The organism is Sphingopyxis flava (assembly GCF_900168005.1).
Taxonomy (GTDB): domain Bacteria; phylum Pseudomonadota; class Alphaproteobacteria; order Sphingomonadales; family Sphingomonadaceae; genus Sphingopyxis; species Sphingopyxis flava.
Genome location: NZ_FUYP01000017.1, coordinates 40,103 through 63,927 on the forward strand (window position 1 = coordinate 40,103; position 23,825 = coordinate 63,927).

Genomic DNA, 23,825 nt, shown 5'->3' on the forward strand with positions numbered 1-23,825 from the left:
TGACAGCAGCCCGACAATCTGGCAAGGCGCACGCCGATTTGATGGATCGGCCACGACGTGGTGATTTTCTTCCAAAATTATCTGACTGTTTTCAGTTGTTTAAGAGGCTTGTATGATAAAAGCTGAATGGGGCACGAAACGCAGCTGCCCGAAATGCGCCACCCGATTCTATGATCTGACCAACGACGATCCCGTTACCTGCATCAATTGCGGCTACGCCTGGATCCCGGAATCGGTGCTCAAATCGAAGCAGCCGATGCCGTTCGAAGAGGCTGAGAAGCCCGGCAAGGTGAGCAAGGAAACCGAGTCTGACGACGATCTGGATCTGGACGTCGATGTCGACGAAGACAGCGATTCACCCGATAACGACGTCGATCTTGGCGGCGACGACGATCTTGGCGTTGCGACCGGCGACGACGAGGACGACGAAAGCTGACCGAAAGGCGGGGGGCCAAAAAAGCATCGCTTGATGCATTTGGCCCCTTGCATATAGGACGCGCGCTGGTAAAGGCGGCGTCCCGATCGCACGACCCAGAGCGATCCTGAAAAATGGCATGGGGCCTTAGCTCAGCTGGGAGAGCGCTACAATGGCATTGTAGAGGTCACCGGTTCGATCCCGGTAGGCTCCACCATTTTCCCACCTTCCCATCACATTGAAATGCTTTCCTTGGAAAGCCGGCCATCTTTTGCGACCCCATGGGGATGTGGAAAGATGGTGGCTCCCATTTTTGCTGATGTTCGCTCTCGAATGAGCCAGATGCTCTCCGCCTCAAGATGAACGGAGGAGGATGCGATGGATCTCGGGCTGGCTGGCAAGAAAGTGATCATGAACGGCGGCGCGCACGGTTTGGGGCTTGCCGCGCTCAAGATTTTCGCTGCCGAGGGCGCCGACGTCGCCTTTTTTTCGCGCGATGCCGAGAAAGTGGCGGCCGCGGTCGCGTCGATCGACGCGGCGGGGCCGGGCAAGGTGTTCGGTGAACAGTTCGACATGACGGACAATGCCGACGGCTATCGGGCCTGGCTCGATCCGCGCCGTCTTTCCGCGCGGGATCTTCGCGCCGCCTTCGCCATGTGCCGTGCTGATTTGCCGGTGAAGCGAGCTGTCGGCGGGGATCGAGTGTCTCGCATGTTCGTTACTTCGGCTGACGCAACGGTCCAGCAGACGGAGAAACATATGACCCTGTTCAAGAAAGCGGCGCTCGCGCTCGTCGCCACATCGATGGTCGCTGCGCCCGTGACGGCCTCGGCGGCGCAAGCCTATAGCGGTGTCTCCGCAGTGTCGGCGAGCAGCGGTCAGAGCAAGCTTGAGGGTAATTCGAGCTGGCTGATCGGCCTTCTTGGTCTATTGGCCGGTATCACGGCAATCATCATCATCGCCGATAACGATGATGACGCGCCTGTCAGCCCCTGAGCCAGGGCCATCGTGAGCAATTCAGGACGCCGCGCTACTGCGCGGCGTCTTCCGTTTCGAACAAGGGCTCCATACGGATCGGGTCGGCAAGCGTGATCCTGTCGAGGATCGCGGCCGTATCGTCGCGCACCTTGAGCATCAGGCTGCGCATCCGGCATTCCTTTTCAGGCAGGCAATTCTTGCAATGTTCGTGCGCGTTACGGCTCGCGCACGGCACAAGCGCAAGCGATCCGCGCGTCAGCCGAACGAGGTCGCCATAGCTGATATCGATCGGGGGCAGCGCGAGCTGATAGCCTCCGTCGCGGCCCCGCTGCGATATCAATAGCCCCTCGCGTGCCATTTCCGACAGGATCACGGTCAGGAATTTGGGGGGGATATTCTGCGCTTCCGCAATGTCGGCCAGTTGCACCTGACCCTTGCCCCAATGGTCGGCGAGGTGCTGGAAGGCGCGGATGGTGTAGCGGGTCTTCTGCGAGAGCATGGCCCGTTGTCTGAGCCAGTTTGGCGATAATTTCAACCGGCTGGCATGACAATCTTTGTGCCATTGATCGAAATCACAGCGGCGACTAGATTCCGCGCTATAAGCAAGGCCTCAACAGGTCCGGGAGCAGCGCATGAGACGATATTATTTCATTCCCGCCTGGGCGGCGATCGCAGCGATGGCGGTCACGCCTGCGCAGGCGCAATTCGGCAGCATTCTGCGCAAGGTCGCGACGCCGACACCCAGCCCCGACAGCAGCGAGGACAATGGCGGCTGTCCCAAGGGCAAGAAGGGCAGCCGGGCGGGGCGGAATATCCTCGGCGGCGTCCTGAACGAAGCGATCGGAAGCGCGGCGAGCAAGGCCGGCGTCTACAGCTATGTCCCGATATCCGAAGTCAGCGACACGCTCACCAACGCTATCGCCTGCAAGCTCGACCCCGCCGAGCAGGTCCAGGCGGCCAAGGCGACCGAAGAAGCGGTGCGCGGCGAGGAAGTCGGATCGACGGCTAGCTGGACGAGCGAAACGCGCGAGAATGTGAGCGGAACATCGACGATCATCGCGCGCAACGACGAGGCGGGCGGACGCCAGTGCATCAATGTCACCGATTTCATCATCGTCGATGGCGAGGAAACGCGCGCGACAAAGCGCATGTGCCGCGAACCTGGCCAGCCGCGCTATACGCTGGCGCAGGCATGAAGCAGACAGCGCGCCTTGTCTTGGGCCTGGCGGCTCTGTTGACGCTCGGCGCGACACCGGCGAAGGATCCGGCCAATCCGACCTGTCCGCTGCACCCCAACTGGTCCGCCAATCCGACGATGGTGCTCACCCCTGTGGAGCGCGGCGGCGTCAAGATTCTGCTCGCCGAAGGGCGCGTCGATCCTGGTTTGCCCGAGCGGCTGAAAGCCGCTCTTGCGGCCAATCCCGACGTGACCGAAATCTGGCTGAGCTCACCGGGCGGCGACGCGCGCGCGGGCAACGCAGCGGGACGGGTTATCCGCTCGAACATGGGTATCACGACCCGCATTCCCTCGGGCTGGGCCTGTTTCAGCGCGTGCAATTTCGTCTTCATGGGTGGAATCCCGCGCTATGTGGATCCGGGCGGATTGTTTATCGTCCATATGTTCACGCGTACGGGCGACCGGAGCACGATCGACATGAGCGTTGCAATGGGCACCGATGCAACCACCGAGCTCATCGGCGATGTCGAGCAGGATGCAGCGTTGCTCGCAAGCGAGGACAATGATTTCCTCATCAAGATGGGGGTGTCGCGCAAGCTTCTGACCGACGTCATGTACCAGCAAAAGGCGGTGAAGGGCAGCGGCCCCGACCAGTCGACCCGGCGTTGCCTGACGCGCGAAGAGGCATTGAAATACGGCGTCGACAGCAGCGACCCGGCCGGCGGCTGATCGATCGGCGCAAGGTTGCAAAGTGCAACGCTTGGCGTAGACTGCCCGACTGGAATTGGGAGAGCCGCCAATGAACGACGTGACGCATCCGCGCGCGACATTCCGCGCGATGACCGAGGGTACGCAGGAAGACTGGGACATCATCGCGGCCGAGCAGAAGGAATTTGCGCCCCGTAACGGCGCGCGCATCCTCGAGCACCTGAAACTTCTTGCCGGCGACTATGGCGGTTTTCCGGTCGACCGGCTCGCGCACTGCCTTCAAACCGCGACGCGCGCACACCGCGACGGACGCGACGAGGAATATGTCGTGATGGCGCTTCTTCACGACATCGGCGACACGCTCGGCGCCTTCAATCACCCCGACGTCGCAGCGGCGATCCTCAAGCCCTTTCTGTCGGAAGAGAACCACTGGATCGTCCAGCATCACGGCATCTTCCAGGGCCATTATTTCTTCCACTATATCGGCCTCGACCGCGACATGCGCGACCGGTTCCGCGACCATCCCTATGCGGCTGCCTGCGCCGAATTCTGCGAGAAATATGATCAGCCGGCGTTCGACCCCGACTATGACACGCTACCGCTCGAATTTTTCGAGCCCATGGTGATGCGCCTTTGTTCCTATCCCAAGAACAGCATCTACAAAAAGGTGATGGTCGAGGGTGCGGCCGAATAGCTTCCTTCCAGGCCCATGGTCGCCAGCAGGAACTGCGGCCTTTTCTCAGCACCCCGGGGCCCCCCGGCTTTGGCCGGGGGCGAACGCCCCTACTTTCCTTGGAAGGCGGTCTTGCGCTTTTCCTGGAATGCCAGAATGCCCTCGGCCGCGTCGGCGCTGTTGCCTGCGATATATTGGCCCATCGCCTCGGCATCGAGCGTCGCGGCATAACTTTGCGAGAGCCCTTCGCGCAATATGCGGCGCATCGCGCCGAGCGAAACGGTCGGCCCGTTCGCAAGGCGCGTCGCCAGCGCCCTTGCTTCCTCCATCAAGGCGGCGTCCTCGACGCATTTGTAGATGAGGCCCCATTCGGCCGCCTGCTCGGCGCCGATCTTCTCGCCGAGCATCATCATCTGGGCGGCGCGTGGGAGGCCAACAAGACGGGGCAGGAGCCACGAGGAGCCTCCGTCGGGGACGAGGCCGATATTGACGAAGGCCTGAAGGAAATAGGCGCTCTTGCCCGCGATCGTGAAATCGCCTGACAGGCCAAAGCTGCATCCGACGCCCGCGGCAGGACCATTGACCGCGACGACCACCGGAATGTCGAGATTCGAGAGGGCGAGGAGCATGGGGTTATAGTGATTGCGCAGCGCCTTGCGGCTGTTGGCGCCGCCGCCAACGGCCGACGAGTTCCGGTCCCCCGCGAGGTCCGCCCCCGAGCAGAAGCCGCGGCCTTCGCCCGTGATCAGGAGCGCGCGTGCCCCGAGCAACGGGAGATAATCAAGCGCGCCGCGAATATCGTCGGCCATCGCGGGCGGCATGGAGTTCAGGCGCTCCGGACGGTTGAGCGTGATCGTCGCGACATGGTCGGCGACCTCGAACTTGATCGTTTCGAAACTCGGGACATCGGTCATGGGGAAGAATCCTCTCGCGGGTGCTTTACCTTTACGTTCACGTAAAGGTGTGGCGCATTTGAAAAGGGAGTGCAAGAGGGGAAGGCGGCCAAGACGGCGTTTCAGGCCATGGCCTCGCGCGCTATTCCGGATCGCCCAGACGCACGAAATGCATGTCACCCTCGGCGCGGTGGAGGACCGCGCCTTGTTCGGTCCGTTCGACGCAGGCGCCCTTGAAATCGACGATGCCCATGTCGTTGGGGATGATGGCGATGCGCAGCCGGCCTCCGTCGCTTTCGGAGAAGTCGAACCGCTGCACGGCGAGACCATAGATTGGCGCGCCCACCTCGACCCAGCGGGGAAGGCGCTTGTCGTCCCCCGGCATCGTCCAACCGTAATATTGCGTATAGCCAGTCGCCGGCTCCCCGCCGTCGAAACCGATGACGAAATCAACTCCCGGCACGCCGTCGTCATCGGGGCCGGTCACGAGCAAGGTCGGCACCTGTTCATCCACCTCAATGAGCGGGCCTTTCTCGAACGCTGGCGGGACGGGTTTGGGCTCGGTGAATAGGCAAAGCTGATCGCCGCGCCTCTCCCATCGTCCCTCGGCCCGTTCGTCGAGAGCCCCGACCGCGAGGCCATATTGAAATCGGCCGTCCGCCTGAATGAGCAGCCCGCCCGCCGCATCGGGACCCTCGGATAGCCGATACGCGCCGATCAGCTGCGCCTCTTGCGCAGCGGCGGGTAGGGCGAGGAGAGCGGAGGCGAGAAGAAGCATTCGCATGGCCGCAGCATGCGCCCGCTCGCGCAGCGGCGCCAGCCCCTTTCCACCTGCCGTCCCACCTGCTAGGCGCCCGCGCCATGTCCAAGCATCCCGACCGCCGAACCTTTGCCATCATCTCGCACCCTGATGCGGGCAAGACGACGCTCACCGAAAAGCTCCTCGTCGCGGGCGGCGCGATCCACATGGCGGGCGAGGTGAAGGCGCGGGGCGCGGCGCGGCGGGCTCGGTCGGATTGGATGAAGATCGAGCAGCAGCGCGGAATCTCGGTCACCTCGTCGGTGATGACCTTCGAGCATGATGGTCTGGTCTTCAACCTGCTCGATACGCCGGGACACGAGGACTTCAGTGAAGACACCTATCGCACGCTGACCGCTGTCGACAGCGCGGTGATGGTCATCGACGCAGCGAAAGGCATTGAACCTCAGACATTGAAACTGTTCGAGGTCTGCCGTCTGCGCTCGGTCCCGATCATCACCTTCGTCAACAAGGTGGATCGCGAAGGTCTGCCGCCATTCGAGCTGCTCGACGAGGTCGCCGATCGCCTGGCGCTTGATGTCTGCCCGATGAACTGGCCCGCGGGCATGGGCGGTCAGTTTGAAGGGCTCTACGATCTTGTCGATCCCGCGATCATGAAGCCAGGCGGCGATGCCTCGCGCATGTTTGAAGGCGATCGCATCGGTGTCTCAGGGCTCGAAGACCCCGCGCTTGCGGCCGAGCTCAGTTGGGATGCGCTCGCGCACCTTAAGGAAGAAACCGAACTTGCCTCGGCCTGCTATGCGCCCTTCGACGTCGACGCCTACCGGAACGGCGACTTGACGCCAGTCTATTTCGGGTCGGCGCTCAAGGAGTTTGGCGTCGTCGACCTTCTCACCGCGCTTGCGAAACATGCACCTGGCCCCCAGCCGCAGCCTGCGGAGCCTGCGCCTGTGCGTCCCGATGACGACACGGTCACCGGTTTCGTCTTCAAGGTGCAGGCGAACATGAACCCTGCGCACCGCGACCGCATCGCCTTCATGCGGCTGTGTTCGGGCAGGTTCGAGCGCGGGATGCGCCTCATGCAGGGAGGGACCGGCAAGGCGATCGCCATCAGCAGGCCGATGCTGTTCCTCGCGCAGGACCGCGAGATGGCAGAGGAGGCTTTCCCGGGCGACATTATCGGCATTCCGAACCACGGCACATTGCGCGTCGGCGATACACTGTCGGAGCGCACCGACATCACCATTACCGGCCTTCCCAATTTCGCCCCCGAAATCCTGCGCCGCGTCGCGCTGGTCGATCCCACCAAGACAAAGCAACTCAGGAAGGCGCTTGACGATATGGCCGAGGAGGGGATCATCCAGGTCTTTTACCCGGAAATCGGATCGAACATGATCGTCGGCGTCGTCGGCCAGCTGCAGCTCGACGTGCTGATCAGCCGCCTCGAGGCGGAATATAAGGTCGAAGCGCGGCTCGAGGCATCGCCATGGGACACCGCACGCTGGATCGCGAGTGACGATCCGGCAGCCCTCAAGGCCTTCCAGGCCGATCACCGCGGCGCGAGCGCGGCCGATCGGGATGGCGCCCCCGTGTTCATGGCGAAGGATGCGTGGGAGGTCGGCTATGTCACCCAGCGGCACCCCGCGATCCGCTTCACGGCGACCAAGGAGCGTCGGTTCGCCTATGCGGGATGAACGTCTTTCCCGCATTCCAGGGCACACACTTGTTATAATCTTATAATGGAAGCGATCTGATGCATCCGGCTTGTCCATTCCCAGGCCAGGTTGCAAACTTGCCCCTCATTTCCATCAGCAAATGGATGCATTAGGGATAGAAAGACGCTCGGCACTCGGCATTTCTCATTAACCTTCTTCACCGAGACCGATTCCCAACAGGGGTTGCCGGGCCATCAGGCGCCGCATCGCATCACGGTCGGTCAGCAGATCCGCAACGCTGTAGGTATCGAAGACATTCATCATGGCCTGCATACCCTTTGCCAGAACGCCCGTGAGACCGCAGGCAGGCGACAGGGAGCAACCAGAGCATTCGGCTAATTCGAAACCTTCTTCGGTTCGTCGCACGACTTCGCCGACACTGATTTGATCGGCCGGGCGCGCCAGACGCATACCGCCTGAACGACCCCGCACCGTCTCGATGAAGCCGTCATGAGCCAGCGCGTTTGCGACCTTCATAAGGTGATTATGTGACACGCCGTAGATGCGCGAAATTTCACCGATCTTGCACAAGCGTTCATCGTGAAGCGCGAGATGGATCAAAACCCGAAGCGAATAATCCGTATAGCGGGTGAACCGCACATAGTTCTCCTGACCGCGATTATCCTGGCAACCTCAATAGAGGAACGCGCCCGACCGGTCCAGCCCACGCGCCTGACCCTGGAGCTCGTGCACGAAAATCCTGTCCGCCGACTCGGTCCTTCGCCGAAGGATCTGCCCGAAAGCCCTGTGGGGATCGATTGGGGCCGGGGCGATTTTGAACGGGGTCCGATCCACGCCCGCCCGCGCAATAGCGCCAGATTCGATTAAAATTGGAGCAGCTGATCTTAATGCTGGACAGGCCGGTTTTGCGTTCATATAAAATATGTATCTTAAATACATCTTATAAGGATGAATGATGACACAAATCACGCGACGCGATGCCGTTTTCAAAGGGCTGGGGGCAGCCGTTGCGGTTCCGGCATTGACTGCCGTGTCATCCGATGCCGCTGGAAAAGAGAGGACTGCCGCTGCTGGAAAGCCGCGCGGACAGGCGGCGCAGCACAAGTTCGAGATGAACATCGAGGAAACCCGAATCACGCTGGTCGGGCAGCAGACGTTCCAGACTTTTGCCTATGCCGGCCAGGTTCCCGCACCGCTGTTTCACGTCCGCGAGGGGGATCATGTCGAGGTCGTTCTCAACAATCTGACGACCCTTCCCCATACGATCCACTGGCACGGCCTCTTGCAGCGAGGAAGCTGGGAAATGGACGGTGTTCCCGACATGACCCAGCTTGGCATCCAGCCCGGCGATAGCTTCACCTACAAGTTTGTTGCCGAGCCAGCGGGGACGATGTGGTATCATTGCCACGTCAATGTGAACGAGCATGTTGCGACGCGCGGCATGTGGGGGCCGTTCATTATCGATCCCATCAAACCCGCACCGATCGAGCGCGAAGTCACGGGCGACTATATCCTGATGTTTTCGGAGTGGGCGTCGTCATGGGCCGACAAGCTCGGCCAAGGCGGCATGCCGGGCGACGTGTTCGACTATTTCACGATCAACGGCAAATCCTTCCCCGAAACGCAGCCCATCCGCGTCAAGGAGGGCGACGTTATTCGTCTGCGCATGTTCGGCGCCGGGGGCGGCTTCCATTCGATCCACATCCATGGACATGTGTTCCAGATCGTCTTCAAGGACGGCCATCAGCTTCCCGCGCCGATCAACGCCGATACCGTGCTTGTCGGCCCCGGCGAGCGATACGACATCATCCTGCGCTGCGACAATCCGGGCCGCTGGATGATCCACGACCATATCGACAGCCACACAATGAACGGCCACACGCCGCATGGCGGGGTCATGACGCTCATCGAATATGACGGCATCCCGCGCGATCAATCCTATTACCACTGGGCGCACAAGGAGTTCGTGCCGGACTTCTATTACGAGGAGAGCCTTCGCAAACCCCACGGCATCCATACGAACCCCAATTTCAAGGGCACCCCGGTCGCTTGAGGAGTCGCACGATGAAAGCTTCATTGATCTTTGCGGCGAGTGCGGGGGCCGTCCTCGTGGCGCTTGCCTTCCGCCCGACCGCTGTGGATGCCCAGGCAGCCGGGTCCGAACTGACCCGCCAATGCGCATCGTGCCACGCTTTGACGAAGCCGGCCGAGGCTACGGTGGACCGCTTGTGGACGCGGAAAGGCCCCGACCTCTGGTATGCGGGCGACAAGTTCAACAAGGAATGGCTCGTCACCTGGCTGCAAAAGCCGACCGTCATCCGCCCGGGCGGCGTGCTGTGGTTCAAACACGCCAAACCCGGCGAGCCCCGGGACACGATCGACACGGCCGCTGTCGAGAAGCATCCCGCTGTGGATGCGGAAGCCGCGACGAAACTGGCTGACGAGCTGATGCAGTTGAAGAGCGGCGGACTCGTTAAAGAAGGTGCGTTCAAGCCTGAATCCGCCAATGCGGCGATGGGCAAGCTGGCCTTTTCGAAGCTGCGCGGATGCATCGCCTGCCATCAGAGCGCGGCGGGCACAGGCGGGCTTTCCGGGCCGGAGCTTTATGACGCGGGCCAGCGTCTGCGGGCCGATTATGTCATCACCTATATGAAGGACCCGCAGCAGTTCGATCCCCATGTCTGGATGCCGACGCTGACCCTGTCCGAGCCCGATCTTCAGCGCATCACCGGATATCTCATGTCGCTTGGGAAGGAGAAAGAGTGATGATCCGCTTCGGGATTGCCGCGTTGGGTCTGGTTGCATTGACCGGCGCCATCGCCACTCACCAGCCTGCGACAGCGGGAAGCGAAAGCCCCAAGATCGCGGCGTCGGCGCACCTTTACGATATCTATTGCGCCCAGTGCCACGGCGTCCAGCGCAATGGCAAGGGGGTGAATACCGTCGGCCTTTCGGTTCAGCCGCGGGATCATAGCGATACCGCTGGCATGTCCTCGCTGCCACGTGACCAGATGATCAAGGCAATATCGGAAGGCGGAGGATCGGTGAACAAATCCGCACTGATGCCGGCTTGGTCGGCCGTTCTTTCCAAGGAACAGATCGAAGATATGGCGGACTATCTCATCTATGTCTGCAAGTGCGGCACGGCACAATAAGTTCATTCAGAGCAGGGGTTATATGTATGCGTAGATCGATATTGCTGGCCGCTTCAGCGTTCATTGCCATGGCCAGTCAGCCCAGTTTCGCCAAAGAGGTAACGTTGACGCTGACTGCCAAGGAAGTGTCGCTTCCCATCGACAACAAGGGAACGATGCAGGCGTCGTGGACATTCGAGGGTCAGGTGCCCGGCCCGCTGCTCCGTGTGACGGAAGGCGACACCGTCACCATTGTCCTGACCAACGATGCTACAAGCAAGAATTCGCATTCGATTGACCTGCACGCCGCGCGCGTCGACGTGGTTCAGGATTTCGAGGCGATCAAGCCGGGTGAGACCAAGACGTTCCAGTTCGTCGCAACGCATCCTGGCGCCTTCTATTATCATTGCGGCTCGGACCCGATGTACCAACATATCGCCCGCGGCATGTTCGGGGTTATTCTGGTCGATCCCAAGGACCCCAATGCGCTTCCCAAGGCCGACCGCGAATATGTTCTGGTCCAGTCCGAAGTATACGCCAACCCGGACAATCTGCACTCGATCATGAAATCCGACTGGTCGAACGTGGTCTTCAATGGCGTCGCGTTCAAATATGACCCTGTGCACGACCCGGCGGCGACCAAGATGCTGGTCGCAAAGCCAGGTGAACGGGTTCGCGTCTATTTCATCAACGCCGGACCCAATGAATTTTCCTCGCTCCATCCGATCGCGGGCATTTGGGACGCGGTCTATCCGAGCGGTAATCCCGCGAATAAAAAGGTCGGGATGCAGAGCATGGTGGTCGGCCCCGGCGACGGCGCAACCTTCGATCTGATTTCGCCGGTTGAGGGGGCGAACGTGATCGTCGATCACTCGATGTCCCATGCGCATACGGGCGCGATGGCCGTCCTCATGTTCTCGAACGATGCCGACCCGGCCATGGGGCGAGGCGATCTTATCCTGGTTCCCTGACCTCGCTCCGGAAGGAGATGTCCTTTCCCCCGTTCCGGCTCTCCGGGCGATCCTTGATCCTCGCCGGAGAGCCGGAGCACCCCAGTCGACATCGCCGCGTGCGCCGATTTCAGTCGGCGGCTGCTCGCGGTGCGCGCTGAGCAACGAACGCGAGTAGAAGGACCACCAAGGTTCATGCCCCGACTTCCGATTCCGGTCGGCCTCGTCGCCAGCGCCTTCTGCATGTCGCTTCCAGCCGCCGCTGCCGAAACCGCCGACGATGACGCCCTTCGCGCTTCACCGTCCGTCATCATCGTCACGGCGCAACTTGAAAATTGCGAGTTACAGGACCTCAGGACGGCTGCGCTCGGCGTCGCCGTCGGCGGTAAGCAGATCGCGGCGATCAACGCGATCAATGCCGAGGACGTGGTGCGCTACGCGCCCGCGCTGATCGTCCGCAAACGCTATATCGGCGATGCCAACGCGACGCTGTCGTTCCGCAACATGCACACGACCCAGACGCCGCGCGCGCTGGTGACGGTGGACGGCTTCACCATCTCCAACTTTCTCGGCGCCGATTTCCTTACCGCGCCAAAATGGGCGGTGCTGGCCCCCGACGACATCGCGCGCGCGGAAATCATTTATGGGCCGACGTCGGCGCGCTATTCGGGCCATTCGATGGGCGGGACCATGCTCGTCAAGACACGCGAAATCACCGAAACGGCAGCACAGCTGAGCGCGCAGATATTCGGCCAGAATTACAAATACTACAGTACCGACGAAGACCTGTTCGGCTGGTCGGTCGACGCCGGGTTCGATTTCGTTCTGGGCGATCGCGGCGGCGTTTCGATCGGCTACCGCCATTTCGAGAATGAAGGGCAGCCGCAGGAATGGCGGACGGTCAGCGCCTCTTCGCTTTATGACGATCAGTCCATCGTCGACAGCGAGCTCTCCTTCCTGCGGATCGGCGCACAGGATTCGACGGTCGATTCCACCGAGGATCAATTCCGCCTGCGCGCGCAATATGATCTTGGCGGCGGCTGGGAATTGCGCGGCCTCGCGGCTCTGCTCGTCAATCGGGAAGATATGCTGAACCCCCGGAGCTTCCTGCGGGGCGCCAGTGGCGCGGAAACCTTCGTCGGCATCGGCGGCGTCAATAGGGGAATCGCCGGATCGACCGAATTGCTGGCGGGCATCGGCCTGTCGGGCGAGGCGGCGGGCTGGAGTCTCGACCTGTCATTCAGCCGGTTCGACGTGTTGAGCAATCGGGAACGCCGCTCCGGCAATTTCGACATCGTGACGGGCGAACGCCCGAATAGCGGGCGGCTGACGACCAATGACGCCGGGTGGAACAGCTTTGACGGCACGGCGGAACGCCGCTTCGGCGCGCATGCGCTGGCGCTGGGCCTGTCCTATGCGGGCTATGCCGACGACAACCGTACGCATGCCACGTCCGACTGGCGGCGCGCCAGCGTGACCGGCCTGCGCGATGCGTCGGGCGGCGAGACCCGGCTGCTCGGCGCGTTCGTCGAGGACGCCATCGCCCTGACGCCTAAGCTGACGGCGACGCTCGGCCTGCGTTATGAGGCCTGGCGCGCGTCAGGCGGCTTTCTGACGAACGGCGGCGCGACCCTTCGCTATGCCAAACGGAGCCGCGAGGGCTGGTCGCCCAAAGCGGCGCTGAGCTTCAAGCCCGACGATAATAGCGAATTCGTCGCCTCGGCCGCGCTCGCCACGCGCTTTCCCACAGTGCGCGAACTCTATCAGGCCGGGTTGGTCGCCTATGGCCCCAATGTCGGGGATCTCGACCTCAACGGTTTCAACCCCGACCTTGAACCTGAACGCGCGATCGACCTGCAACTGACGGCGACGCGCCGGATCGGTAAGGTCAAGGTCACGCTCTCTGGCTACCGGCAGGACGTCAGGGACACGATCTTCTCGCAGATCATCGCGATTCCCGATGCGGTGACGAGCGATCTGACGCAAGCCACGCTGATGACCAACATCGGCAAGGTCCGCACCTGGGGGGCGGAAGCGATCCTGTCGGCCGACAACATCCTGATCGACGGGCTATCGTTCGATGCGAACGCTTCGTGGATCGATGCGGAGGTGACACGCAACACGCTCAACCCCGCGCTGGTCGGCAACAAATTCCCGCGCGTGCCCAAATGGCGGGCGAACGCCAGCATCCGTTACAGCTCCCGCGCCGACTGGACGTTTGCCGCGAATTTCCGCTACCAAAGCACGCCCGATCGCAATATCGAGAATAACGGCACATCTCGGTGCGACACTTTCTATTGCGTCTCGACCTTCGCCTTCGTCGACCTCAAGGCGATCAAGCGGTTCGGGAGTTTCGAGCTCTCGGCTGGTGTTGACAACCTGCTCGATGAAAAGGCGTTCGTCTATCACCCCTATCCGGGACGGACCATCGTGCTCGGTCTCAGGTGGAACACCGCGCTATGAGCGCGCGCGATCCGCGGCAGCCGCTCTACGCCGCGATCTGGCGCTGGCATTTTTATGCCGGGCTGATCGTCATCCCCTTCGTCCTGCTGCTGGCCATGACCGGCACAGCCTATCTGTTCAAGCCGCAGGTAGAACGATGGGAGGAACGCGCCTTCCAGGGCCTGCCGACTGCGCGCGCTGTCACGGCTCAGGAGCAGGTGGCGGCCGCGCTGACGGCGTTCCCGGGCGCCCGGTTCGCCAGCTATCGCCTGCCCGAACGCCATGGCGATGCGGCAATGATCCATCTCGTCCCGCGCGACGGCCGCGCGCAGCGCGACGTGTTCGTATCTCCCCAGGGCGCGGTGCTCGGCAGCATCGCGCCCGAGGCGCGCCTGATGGAATGGGTCAAGCGCATCCACGGACAATTATTGCTCGGCAAGCCCGGAAGCTGGATCGTCGAACTGGCAGCGAGCTGGGCGCTGGTGCTCCTATTGTCGGGGCTTTACCTCTGGTGGCCGCGCGGCCGCCGGCTTGCCGGAGTGGTGTGGCCGCGCTTCGGCGGCGGACGGCGGCTGCTCTGGCGCGACCTGCACGCGGTCACGGGATTCTGGGTGTCGGGCCTGGCGCTGCTGCTGCTCGTCACGGCGCTGCCCTGGACAGGAGTCTGGGGCAGCGCCTTCAAGGCGGCGCGCACCGAAATGGGCTGGGTCAAGGGACCGCAGGACTGGACGCTGGGCGGCGAAGCCCCGGCGCCGAGCGGCGATGCGCACGCCGCGCATGGTGGTGCCGCGATGGCGCGCAGCATGTCGATGGCCGCGACCGGTGCCCCGCAGGCCGGTCTGGATATGATCGTCGCGAAAGCCGAGGCCGAGCATCTCGCCTTTCCCGTGATCGTCACGCCGCCCGGCGCACCGAGCCCGCCCGGAGCGGCGGGCGTCATGGCGTGGACGGTCCGCTCGGACGCGCAGGACAGGCCGCGGCGAACGAGCATCACCTATGATCTGGCGACGGGCCGCGAAACCAGCCGCGACGGCTTTGCCGACGATCATGTGATCGACCGCGTCGTGGGATACGGCATCGCGTGGCACGAGGGGCAGCTGTTTGGGTGGATGAACCAGCTCATCGGCGTGCTGACCGCGATCGGCCTCATCGTGATCGCGGTCAGCGGCTTCGTCATCTGGCGTCGGCGCAAGCCCGCGGGGGTGCTGGGGGCGCCCCCGCCCGCGCAAGTTCCCGCGCGCATCGGCGGGGTCGTCGCGGTCTTGCTGGTGCTTGCCGCCATGCTGCCGCTACTGGCGATTTCGCTGATGGCGCTCTGTTTGTTCGAGTGGCTGGTACTCCCGCATTTGCCGCGGGCCGCGCGATGGCTGGGAGTGGCATCGCGCAACGCCGCCGCAGGGTAGGCTCTGAAGAGCTGCAGCCCATATGGGCAATATTCGAGAGGTTTGACGAAACGGCCGATCGACGACGAGCTTCACATAGTGAACCGGATCGATTTGCCCGCAGCGCTTGATGCGCGATGATCGCATCATGGGCGCACTCTCGATCCGCAGGCATGAAGATGTGGCGGCGCGCCGGCTAACGGCGCTCGCGGCTTTCGTTTCGCTTGGCATTGGTATCGTCGCCGGAAGCGCGAGCCCTCAGTCGGCGGTCGGGGCAAGTCCGCTTACCCCCTTCGCTGCGTTCATTCCCCATCGTGGCCAGTTTTTGATGTAAGGCCCAAACGCGGGCTCTTCCCGCCGCGCCTTGACGACGCGTTGCCACGCGGCGGCCGATGCAAGGCACCGCGCCCGCCTGACGTCTTCCCTCGTGATCATGGTCAATTGCCGCTTGCCCGCCAGGGCGCTAACAGGTGCGTCAGGGGGAATGCGCGATGATCCGATCATGGAAGCGACGGCTGGTGCTGCTCCTGCTCACCCTCTGTTCGCTGCCCGGCACGCTGATCGCGCAGGAGCCGCCGGACATCGCCGCAAAGAAGCAGGCCGTCGCGGCCGCCCCGGTCGACCAGCGCGCGCGGCCCGGCGAACAATTGCTCGCGCTCATAGCCAAATATTATGGCACCGAAAGCGACGAATATGCGCAAGGACTCATCGAACAGTCGGGCCATCTTCGCCTTGCAGAGCGCCGACCCGACGCGCACCGCACCGCCGAGCGGGCGATCGCCATTCTCACCCGGCTCCACGGCGCCGACAGCCTCGTCGCCGCCGATGCGAAGCATGGCTTTGCGACGTCGCTGATCGCCGACGGGTTTCGCGAAGAGGCGCTGCCCTGGTACCGCGACTATGTTGCCGCGATGACCGAAGAGGCGGCGCGCTGCGGCCGCATCGAGCGGCGGCCCGGCGGCGAGGTCGTGCTCGGTTGCGTGCGCGACGAGAAAGACCTCGGCGATGCTCTCCTCCTCTATGGCCAGCTTCTCGCCGATCTTGGCCGCGCAGACGAGGGCGTGGCGGCCTTTGAAGCGGCGATCACGCGCTTCACGCCCCGGTGGGAGGGGTGCGAGGGTGCCGAATGGGGTATCTCCTGCGACCGTGCCGCCGCCGACCGCCGCGACTTCATGAGTGACTTCGCGCGCTATCTGGGCGAGGTTGGACAGCGCGAGCGCGGCATCGCGATCCTGCGCGCTGCTGCGCTTCCTCGCCTTGAGGCACTTGCGGGCTGTGCCGTGGATGCCTGCCGTGCCGACTATTGGCTGCTCGCCGATTTCGCGATGTGGAAGGTTGCGGTCGGCGAGGCAGACCCAGTCCGCGGGCGCGAGCTTGGCTACCGCTGGTTCCCCCTTCTCGCTGCCGAACCCGTCTATGCGCGCGGGGCTGCCGAAGGCGCCGACTATTTCGAACACGAGTATCGCAAACTGCTCGATGGATTGCTCAAGGCGTTTGCCGAGGATTCGGTCATTGCGGGCGAGAAGGACCGGGCGCGTACGCTCCTTACCGCGATCGGCAGCTCCGATCTGCTCGCCGCAGCCGACACGTCGGCGGATTTCGAAACGCAGATGCACGCGCTCAGACAGCGCGGGGAAGCGGTGAGACATGGCGATGTTGCCGCGCGGGTCGCGCTCGAGAAAGAGGAGGCCGAACTGATCCGGCGGCGATATGGCGCATCGTCCTTTGAGTATGGCCGTATCTTGCGCCAGATTGCCACGACCAGCGACCGGCTCGCCAATGATTCAGAGACCGAAAGCTGGTACCGACGGGCACTCGCGGTCATGCGCAGCGCCGAAGGCGACGACGGTTATCAGGTCTGGGTGACGCTATCCTATCTGAGCGACTGGCTTGTCGACCAGGGGCGGCGAGGGGATGCTATCGACGCGCTACGCGAAATCCTGGCCTTGCCCGTGAACGACAAGAGCAGCTTCTATGCCGATCCGGCCAAGGCACGATTGCTCGCGAGCGGCATGGGCGCGATCAGCGATCCGCATGGTCCGCTCAACGACCTCAAGGCCGATTTCGCCCGGCTGCTTCTCCAAACCGGCGGCGATCCTGTCGAAGCGCTCGCTGCGGCACGTCACGCCCGGCGCGGCAAGGCGGCGTGGCGCAGCGGTATCGGCTTTTCGCGCGAGGACGAGATTGTCTATGCGCAGAGTGACAATCCCTCGATTTACGGCGGCTACGAGCGCGCTGACTATTCCGCGATCTATGCCGACGCTCTATGGACAGTGCACGCGCGCGACGCCGCTGCGGCGGAAGAAGCCTTCGTCGCCTTGCAGGAGGTACAGATGGGGACGGCCGGCGCTGCGGTTGCCAAGGCTGCAGCCGAGCGGGCCATCAATCGCGGCGGCGCGAAGGCGCTGCTCGACGAGCGGCGCGAAATCGACCGGCAGATCGACGCAATCGCTGCCGAGCTTCCTCCCGCCGACGCGCTGATGGGTGACCCCTATCAGCGCTGGTATCGCGACAATCTGGCACGACGGGACCGGCTGGAATTTCGCCGCGAGGAGGTCGACCGCGCGATTGCGGAAGCAGCGCCTGGCTATTTCGAGTTCATTCGTCCGCGCCCGCTGACGCTCGCCGAAGCGCAGGCGCTGCTCGCGCCCGACGAGGCGATGCTGATGATCGTTCCGACCGAGTTCGGCACGCATGGCCTTCTCGTTACCAACCAAAGCCTCGACTGGCATCGCAGCGATCTCGATGAAGGCCGCCTCGGCGCGCACGTCCGCCGCTTGCTGTGGGATGTCGGTGCCAACATCGACGTTACGCCCGAGGAGGATGCAAAATGGTCGGCTGAAGGCGAGGGCGACTTTCCCTTCGATCGCACGACGGCCTGGACCCTTTACCGCGAACTGTTCGCTCGGTTCGAGGCGCGGCTCGCGGGCAAGCAGCATCTCTTCACAGCCGCGAGCGGTGCAATTTCGTCGCTGCCGCTCGGCATTCTTGTCACCGCTGAACCCACCGGAGCCGACGGCGATCCCGCGGCGCTGCGCGCGACGCCCTGGTTCGCCGATAAGGTCGCACTGCTCCAGCTCCCCTCGCTCCAATCGCTCCTGCTCCTCCGCGCGGTCGCGGCGCGCAACGATGCGCGCGCGGGCGTTGCAATGGTGGGCTTCGGCGATCCGCTACTCGAAGGTGACGCGGCACCGCGCGGCGCCGGCGGTCGCAACCGCGGAACGCGCAGCACCGGGCTGCCAGGGGCGGCAGGGCTGCGCCCGGCGCCTGGCGGCGGCCCACCGCTCGCCGATCCGGAGGCGCTGCGCAAACTTGCACGGCTGCCCGGCACCGAAAGCGAACTCAGAGCGATGGAGGCACTGCTCGGCGCCGAACGGGCGCGGCTCTATCTCGCCCGCGAGGCGACCGAGACCAACATCAAGCGCGGCAAACTCACGGGCCTGTCGGTGCTGTTTCTCGCGACCCACGGCCTCGTCGCGGGCGAAGTCGGCGGTAACGCCGAGCCGGGGCTAGTGTTCACCCCGCCTGTCACGGCGAGCAGCGCCGACGATGGTTTCCTGACCGCATCCGAGGTTGCTGCGCTCGATCTTGGCGCGCGCTGGGTAATCCTGTCGGCGTGCAATACGGCCGCGGGGGATGGCAGCGCTGGCGCGCCTGGGCTTTCGGGGCTCGCCCGCGCCTTTTTCTTTGCGGGCGCTGAAAGTCTGCTCGCCTCGCACTGGCCCGTGCGCGACGACGTTGCTGCGGTGCTCACGGTCCGGCTGTTTGAGCTGATGCGCGCCGACCCCTCGCTGTCGCGCGCAGAGGCGCTGCAGCGGGCCGAGCGCGAAATTCGGAATGACCCGCGTGCCGATGCCTTTTTGCAGAGCTGGGCGCATCCCAGTGCATGGGCGCCCTTTTCGCTCATCGGTGATGGCATACACTAAAATTGCCTCACGCATATTGTTAAACCAGGCAAAGTTCGCGCATGGCCGAAGTCACGAATATCGGTCTCACTGCCGGCCCCGTTACACCGATGTTAAAGCTTACCAGGAATCACGATTTAAACCCTTCGTCGATGGGATATTCAGCGGCTTTGCGCGTCCTACGCGCTAATCCCACGGTGCCAGCCCGGAATCGCAGACTGACCCGTCGGCGACGCATTGCGCGAAGGGCGGCGTCAATGTCCTGACCCGACCGGCCAGGGAGCGCGGATTAGATTAAGCTCAGCAGGTCGGCCGGATCTGCGGCCTCCTTTGCATCCTCCTCGCCCTCGAATTTGCTCAGCGTCACCCCGAGAAGCCTGATGCCCTGTTCCACCGGCAGTATTGGCGCGAGGATCGCTTCGCCCACTGCGAGCAGACTCGCCCCATCACCGATCGGGAAGGGCACCGACTTCGCCCGCGTGATCGTTCGGAAGTCGGAATAACGCAGTTTGAGCGTCACCGTGCGCCCGCGCGCTTGCTTTTTCGCGGCGCGGTCCCACACGACGGTGCAGACATGCGCAAGCGCCTCGCGGATTTCGGTTTCGGTCGCAAGATCGTTGAAGAATGTCCGCTCACCGCCGAGCGACTTCAAGGGCCGGTTCGATCGCACCCGTCGATGGTCGATTCCGCGCGCCAGATTGTGGAGCCATTCGGCGCTGTTCCCGAAATGCGCCGCGAGCCACGCCATGTCCTTTGCGGCAAGGTCGGCCCCCGAGAATATACCAAGCCCTTCCATCTTCGCCGCAGTGACGGGGCCGATGCCGTGAAATCGCCGGATCGAGAGCGTCTGGACGAAGGCGGCACCCTTGCCGGGCGGGATGACGGTGAGCCCGTCGGGCTTTTTCTGATCGGACGCGAGCTTGGCGATGAACTTGTTGTATGAAACGCCGGCAGATGCGGTGAGGCCGGTCTCCGCCCGAATGCGCAGACGGATCAGCCGCGCGGTAGCAGTTGCGCTGCCGAGCCCCGCCTTGTCACGGGTGACGTCGAGATAGGCCTCGTCGAGCGAAAGCGGTTCAACCTCGTCGGCGTAGTCACGAAAGATCGCGCGGATCTGGTGCGATATCTCGCGATAGACATCGAAGCGGGGCGGAACGAAGATCAGATCGGGGCATTGGCGCTTGGCGGTTATGCTCGGCATTGCCGACCTGACGCCGAACTTGCGGGCCTCGTACGATGCCGCCGCGACCACGCCGCGCCGTGAGGAGCCCCCGACCGCGACAGGTTTGCCCCGCAGCGCCCTGTTATCGCGCTGCTCGACCGAGGCGTAGAAAGCGTCCATGTCGACATGGATGATCTTGCGGACCGGCAGGTCCGCCCCCTTATCGCCGCTGGCCTCGGTCTTGCTCACACGTGCCGCCTAGCATGTTGCCATAATGTTCTCAATCTCGGCGCGGTGTTTCGCTTGACGCTCGCGCTGCAAACTGGCAATCGCGCTCGCCTTGGAGACGCGGGTATAGCATAGTGGTAATGCTCTAGCCTTCCAAGCTAGCTAGGCGGGTTCGATTCCCGCTACCCGCTCCATTTTCTCATACATCACCGACCGCTAATGTCTGGACTTTCCCCGGAAATCTGCCATATTTTACGTCTGAATTGGTCGCGGACGTTCGCGATTGAGCGCTGGTAGCCGGAAAATCTGGGGGCTTTTTATGGGGGCCTTTTGGGTTTCAATCCCGCCATCGAATAAAAAGGCCCCCAACATGGCCCTGACCGATACGGCAATACGCAATGCTAAGCCTGCCGAGCGTGATTATAAGTTGGCGGATTCTGGGGGCCTTTTCGTGCTGGTCACGCCAGCGGGAGGGAAGCTTTGGCGGCTCAAATTCCGAATCGATGGCAGAGAACGCAAGCTGTCGCTGGGGCGCTATCCCGACGTCAGTTTGAGCGAGGCCCGAAAGCGTCGCGATGCAGCCCGCGAGCAAATCGCGCTTGGCGGCGACCCCGCGCGCGAAAAGCAGCGCAACAAGATCAGGGCGAAGCTGTCGGTCGATAACAGCTTCGCAGCCATCGCTGCCGAATATTGCGCGAAGCGCCAGCGCGACGGTGAAAAGGGCTGGGCACAATCGACGGTCATTCGCACCGAATCCCTGTTGACGCGGCTCAATGCTTCGATCGGGCGATTGCCGATCGGTGAGATCGAACCTGCCGACGTGCTGGCCGCCGTCCGTAAGATCGAAGCGAGGGGCAAGCTGGAGAGCGCGCGGCGCACGCTGCAACTCGCGAGCCTTGTCTTTCGCTATGCCGTCGCGACGGCGCGGCTGACGTCCGACCCGACGCGCGATTTGCGCGGCGCGCTGACTTCGCCGACCGTCACGCATTACGGCGCGATCACGGACGCGAAGCGTGTTGGCGAACTGCTGCGCTCAATCGATGACTATGACGGCAGCGGCATTACGAAGTTGGCGCTCCAGCTCGCGCCGCACGTCTTTGTTCGCCCCGGCGAGCTACGCCACGCCGATTGGAGCGAGATTGATCTGGACGCGGCTATCTGGGCCATCCCGGCCGGGCGCACCAAAATGCGCAAGCCGCACCATGTTCCGCTGTCACGGCAAGCCATTGCGCTGTTCCGCGAAATTCACGAGGCGACCGGGGCGACGGGCTATGTCTTTCCATCGGTTCGCACGCGAACCCGGCCGATGAGCGAAAACACGCTGAACGGGGCTTTGCGGCGGCTGGGCTATGCCAGCGATGAAATGACCGCGCACGGCTTTCGCGCGATGGCTTCGACCTTGCTCAACGAAAGCGGCAAATGGCACCCCGACGCGATCGAACGCGCGCTGGCGCACGGTGATAGCGACAAGGTGCGCGCGGCCTATCATCGTGGCGCGCATTGGGACGAACGGGTCACGATGGCGCAATGGTGGAGCGATCATCTCGACATGCTGCGCAAGGGAGCAGACATTGTGCCGTTGCCCGCTCGCACCTCCGCAAAATAATTCTGATTGCATCGCGTGACCGGTTGTATTCATGATGCGCGCCGATGGCTTCGCAATGGATCGACGCGGCAACCGCGCGCCGTATTGTCGCCGACGGCGGCAGTTTGAGCGCGGCCGGGGACTCGATTTGCATTCGCGCTCACGCTGGAATGCTGAACTCTCGGGCCGCCCGCCTTCAGTATGGCGATGAATCGAAAGACAATTGCCCCGTTCCCAAGGAATTTTGGTGGGCTGAAGGCGATCTTGCGCTTGAACAAAATTGGGAGGCCGGAGACTTCTCGACGTGGATCAAGCAGGAGATTGAGCTTCGCGCCTTTGGCGTCGAGTTTGACTTGGCAGCAATCCTAGCTCTCTTACCGATCGAACGTCGCCCAATCGTTGCGCGGTCGCTTTCGGTTGAGTCCAATCCCGATTGGGTGAATGCTCGCGCCGCGTGCGCGATAATCGAGAAGAACGAGGGGGTTTATTACGCGGTCGCCCGACGCCGACTCATCGAGTTGGCGGAGTTGGGGTTTGTTTCGGCACGCGCCGTGCAAATGTCTCGACACCACCGGCACTCCACCTCGCTCACGATAGAGCGCGAATGGGACGTGCCGCTATGGTTTTGGGAATCTTGTATTCATTCGACCGAAGCGAAAATCGACTGGGCGCTGGGCAGCTTTGGCGGAAATGCCTTTGTCGAGAAAAACTGGTGCCGGGTCAATCTGGTCGGAGTGCACTTCCTTCGTGCGGCTCTGGCGCCGCCGACTGAAACCCAATCGGATGATGACAAAGATGACGGGGACGATGGCGGATCGAAGCCGCGCCTTCCTGATCCGCGCCTGAAAAAATGGTGGGAGGGAAAGGCCAGCGTTCGCGAAGGGTTATCCATCGATGATTTATGGACACTCGCCCGCGCCAGTTTTCCAGACCACCATATTTCTCGCGATCGAATAAGGGTGTTGGCAGGTGGCCGAAAGCGAGGCCCCAAGCCAATCGGCGATGAAAGCGCCGCCGAATAGCCGCCGAACTTTCCGCCGAATTTTGCACCGGCGACGATCCCTGCATTCGCTGGAACGCCAGCGTTCAATGCAGGAGCAAAGCCAATGGATCGTCTCGCTTACTCGATCAATGAAGCCGCCCGCGTGCTGAGCATGGGCCGCACGTCGATTTATGCGATGATCGCCGACGGACGGCTCGAAGCGTTCAAGCTCGGTCGCCGCACACTGATCCGCGCGGAATCAATCCACAAGCTGGTTTCGGGCAAGGCGTAACGCCGTGCCCGTCCGGTGGATCAATCCGCGCCTGATCAAAATTCACCGCGCCTACAGTGCGGACGAAGCTGCCCGCACGCTCGGTGTCCACAAGAACAGCGTGCGCGGCTGGATCAAGAAGGGCCTGCCTGTCGTCGATAGCGGGCGGCCGATGCTGATCCTGGGGCACGAGCTGCGCGCCTTTCTGGACCGCAAGCGCAAGGCTGGGAAGCGTCCCTGCCCGCCCGGCACGATCTATTGCCTGAAATGCCGCGAGCCGCGTGGCCCGGCGCTCGGCATGGTCGAATATGTCGGGCGAAACGCTGCGACCGGCGACCTGACGGCGCTTTGCGAGATTTGCGGAACCATAATGTTCCGCCGCGCTCGCGGTGCCGACATTGATGCGATCATGCCCGGAATCGACGTCCAAATCAGGGAAGCAGGCGCACGCCTAATAGAGCGGGCTTCGCCTTCCCTGAATTGTGACGAACGAAAGGACTGATA

Annotated in this window: 22 protein-coding genes and 2 tRNA genes; 19 read left to right on the forward strand and 5 right to left on the reverse strand. The window is 62.9% G+C overall.

Annotated features, from left to right (window positions below):
- Window positions 1–112: 112 nt before the first annotated feature.
- From B5X69_RS13900 to B5X69_RS13910, 3 genes are all read left to right on the forward strand, one after another.
- On the forward strand, window positions 113–436 hold the full coding sequence (locus B5X69_RS13900; RefSeq protein ID WP_053553765.1) for a TIGR02300 family protein: 324 nt from the start codon (window positions 113–115) through the stop codon (window positions 434–436).
- Between the two features lie 120 nt (window positions 437–556).
- Window positions 557–632: transfer RNA gene (locus tag B5X69_RS13905), tRNA-Ala, on the forward strand.
- Between the two features lie 161 nt (window positions 633–793).
- Window positions 794–1,411: an SDR family NAD(P)-dependent oxidoreductase gene (locus tag B5X69_RS13910; RefSeq protein WP_079639315.1), complete on the forward strand. Its 618-nt coding sequence runs from the start codon at window positions 794–796 to the stop codon at window positions 1,409–1,411.
- A 34-nt stretch (window positions 1,412–1,445) separates the two neighbouring features.
- Here B5X69_RS13910 and B5X69_RS13915 read toward each other — a convergent pair whose 3' ends face one another.
- Window positions 1,446–1,892 (reverse strand): RrF2 family transcriptional regulator, encoded by a 447-nt coding sequence (locus tag B5X69_RS13915; RefSeq protein WP_053553768.1) that lies wholly within the window; start codon window positions 1,890–1,892, stop codon window positions 1,446–1,448.
- A gap of 133 nt (window positions 1,893–2,025) precedes the next feature.
- Here B5X69_RS13915 and B5X69_RS13920 point away from each other — a divergent pair, with 133 nt between their 5' ends.
- The 3 genes from B5X69_RS13920 to B5X69_RS13930 all read left to right on the forward strand — a co-directional run bounded on the left by B5X69_RS13920 (window position 2,026) and on the right by B5X69_RS13930 (window position 3,972).
- Window positions 2,026–2,589 carry a hypothetical protein gene (locus tag B5X69_RS13920; RefSeq protein ID WP_079639316.1) on the forward strand — a complete coding sequence of 188 codons (564 nt, stop codon included), beginning with the start codon at window positions 2,026–2,028 and terminating at the stop codon, window positions 2,587–2,589.
- A complete protein-coding gene (locus B5X69_RS13925; protein WP_079639317.1) occupies window positions 2,586–3,299 on the forward strand; it encodes a COG3904 family protein in 714 nt (237 codons plus the stop codon). Before B5X69_RS13920 ends, B5X69_RS13925 begins: the two co-directional genes overlap by 4 nt.
- Window positions 3,300–3,369: 70 nt before the next feature.
- Window positions 3,370–3,972 (forward strand): HD domain-containing protein, encoded by a 603-nt coding sequence (locus B5X69_RS13930; RefSeq protein WP_079639318.1) that lies wholly within the window; start codon window positions 3,370–3,372, stop codon window positions 3,970–3,972.
- A gap of 89 nt (window positions 3,973–4,061) precedes the next feature.
- Here B5X69_RS13930 and B5X69_RS13935 read toward each other — a convergent pair whose 3' ends face one another.
- Entirely contained in the window at window positions 4,062–4,865 is an 804-nt protein-coding gene (locus tag B5X69_RS13935; protein WP_079639319.1) for an enoyl-CoA hydratase-related protein, read from the reverse strand.
- Between the two features lie 121 nt (window positions 4,866–4,986).
- Window positions 4,987–5,628: a hypothetical protein gene (locus B5X69_RS13940; RefSeq protein ID WP_139375798.1), complete on the reverse strand. Its 642-nt coding sequence runs from the start codon at window positions 5,626–5,628 to the stop codon at window positions 4,987–4,989.
- Between the two features lie 77 nt (window positions 5,629–5,705).
- On the opposite strand from B5X69_RS13940, the gene B5X69_RS13945 reads away from it, so the two are divergent.
- On the forward strand, window positions 5,706–7,298 hold the full coding sequence (locus B5X69_RS13945) for a peptide chain release factor 3 (RefSeq protein ID WP_079639321.1): 1,593 nt from the start codon (window positions 5,706–5,708) through the stop codon (window positions 7,296–7,298).
- 168 nt (window positions 7,299–7,466) lie between these two features.
- On the opposite strand, the gene B5X69_RS13950 is transcribed toward B5X69_RS13945, so the two are convergent.
- Window positions 7,467–7,919: an RrF2 family transcriptional regulator gene (locus B5X69_RS13950; protein ID WP_079639322.1), complete on the reverse strand. Its 453-nt coding sequence runs from the start codon at window positions 7,917–7,919 to the stop codon at window positions 7,467–7,469.
- Window positions 7,920–8,235: 316 nt separating this feature from the next.
- On the opposite strand from B5X69_RS13950, the gene B5X69_RS13955 reads away from it, so the two are divergent.
- The 7 genes from B5X69_RS13955 (at window position 8,236) to B5X69_RS13990 (ending at window position 19,114) form a co-directional block, all read left to right on the forward strand.
- Entirely contained in the window at window positions 8,236–9,333 is a 1,098-nt protein-coding gene (locus B5X69_RS13955) for a multicopper oxidase domain-containing protein (RefSeq protein ID WP_245798747.1), read from the forward strand.
- 11 nt (window positions 9,334–9,344) lie between these two features.
- Window positions 9,345–10,046 (forward strand): c-type cytochrome, encoded by a 702-nt coding sequence (locus tag B5X69_RS13960; RefSeq protein ID WP_079639324.1) that lies wholly within the window; start codon window positions 9,345–9,347, stop codon window positions 10,044–10,046.
- A complete protein-coding gene (locus B5X69_RS13965; protein ID WP_079639325.1) occupies window positions 10,046–10,435 on the forward strand; it encodes a c-type cytochrome in 390 nt (129 codons plus the stop codon). The genes B5X69_RS13960 and B5X69_RS13965 overlap by 1 nt, the downstream gene beginning before the upstream one ends.
- A gap of 104 nt (window positions 10,436–10,539) precedes the next feature.
- Entirely contained in the window at window positions 10,540–11,385 is an 846-nt protein-coding gene (locus B5X69_RS13970; protein ID WP_245798748.1) for a multicopper oxidase domain-containing protein, read from the forward strand.
- Between the two features lie 174 nt (window positions 11,386–11,559).
- Window positions 11,560–13,827, forward strand: coding sequence for a TonB-dependent receptor (locus B5X69_RS13975; protein ID WP_079639327.1), 2,268 nt, complete (start codon window positions 11,560–11,562; stop codon window positions 13,825–13,827).
- A complete protein-coding gene (locus B5X69_RS13980; RefSeq protein ID WP_079639328.1) occupies window positions 13,824–15,209 on the forward strand; it encodes a PepSY-associated TM helix domain-containing protein in 1,386 nt (461 codons plus the stop codon). Before B5X69_RS13975 ends, B5X69_RS13980 begins: the two co-directional genes overlap by 4 nt.
- 470 nt (window positions 15,210–15,679) lie before the next feature.
- Window positions 15,680–19,114, forward strand: coding sequence for a CHAT domain-containing protein (locus B5X69_RS13990; RefSeq protein WP_079639330.1), 3,435 nt, complete (start codon window positions 15,680–15,682; stop codon window positions 19,112–19,114).
- Between the two features lie 268 nt (window positions 19,115–19,382).
- Here the strand turns inward: B5X69_RS13990 and dinB are convergent, their stop codons facing one another.
- Window positions 19,383–20,504: a DNA polymerase IV gene (gene dinB, locus B5X69_RS13995; protein WP_079639331.1), complete on the reverse strand. Its 1,122-nt coding sequence runs from the start codon at window positions 20,502–20,504 to the stop codon at window positions 19,383–19,385.
- A gap of 99 nt (window positions 20,505–20,603) precedes the next feature.
- Here dinB and B5X69_RS14000 point away from each other — a divergent pair.
- The 5 genes from B5X69_RS14000 (at window position 20,604) to B5X69_RS14020 (ending at window position 23,823) form a co-directional block, all read left to right on the forward strand.
- Window positions 20,604–20,677: transfer RNA gene (locus tag B5X69_RS14000), tRNA-Gly, on the forward strand.
- A gap of 176 nt (window positions 20,678–20,853) precedes the next feature.
- Window positions 20,854–22,089 (forward strand): tyrosine-type recombinase/integrase, encoded by a 1,236-nt coding sequence (locus tag B5X69_RS14005; protein ID WP_079639332.1) that lies wholly within the window; start codon window positions 20,854–20,856, stop codon window positions 22,087–22,089.
- A gap of 44 nt (window positions 22,090–22,133) precedes the next feature.
- Window positions 22,134–23,090 (forward strand): hypothetical protein, encoded by a 957-nt coding sequence (locus tag B5X69_RS14010; protein ID WP_079639333.1) that lies wholly within the window; start codon window positions 22,134–22,136, stop codon window positions 23,088–23,090.
- An 84-nt stretch (window positions 23,091–23,174) separates the two neighbouring features.
- Window positions 23,175–23,342: a helix-turn-helix domain-containing protein gene (locus B5X69_RS14015; protein ID WP_079639334.1), complete on the forward strand. Its 168-nt coding sequence runs from the start codon at window positions 23,175–23,177 to the stop codon at window positions 23,340–23,342.
- A gap of 4 nt (window positions 23,343–23,346) precedes the next feature.
- Window positions 23,347–23,823, forward strand: a complete 477-nt coding sequence (locus B5X69_RS14020; RefSeq protein WP_079639335.1) for a helix-turn-helix domain-containing protein — start codon at window positions 23,347–23,349, stop codon at window positions 23,821–23,823.
- Window positions 23,824–23,825: the final 2 nt, after the last annotated feature.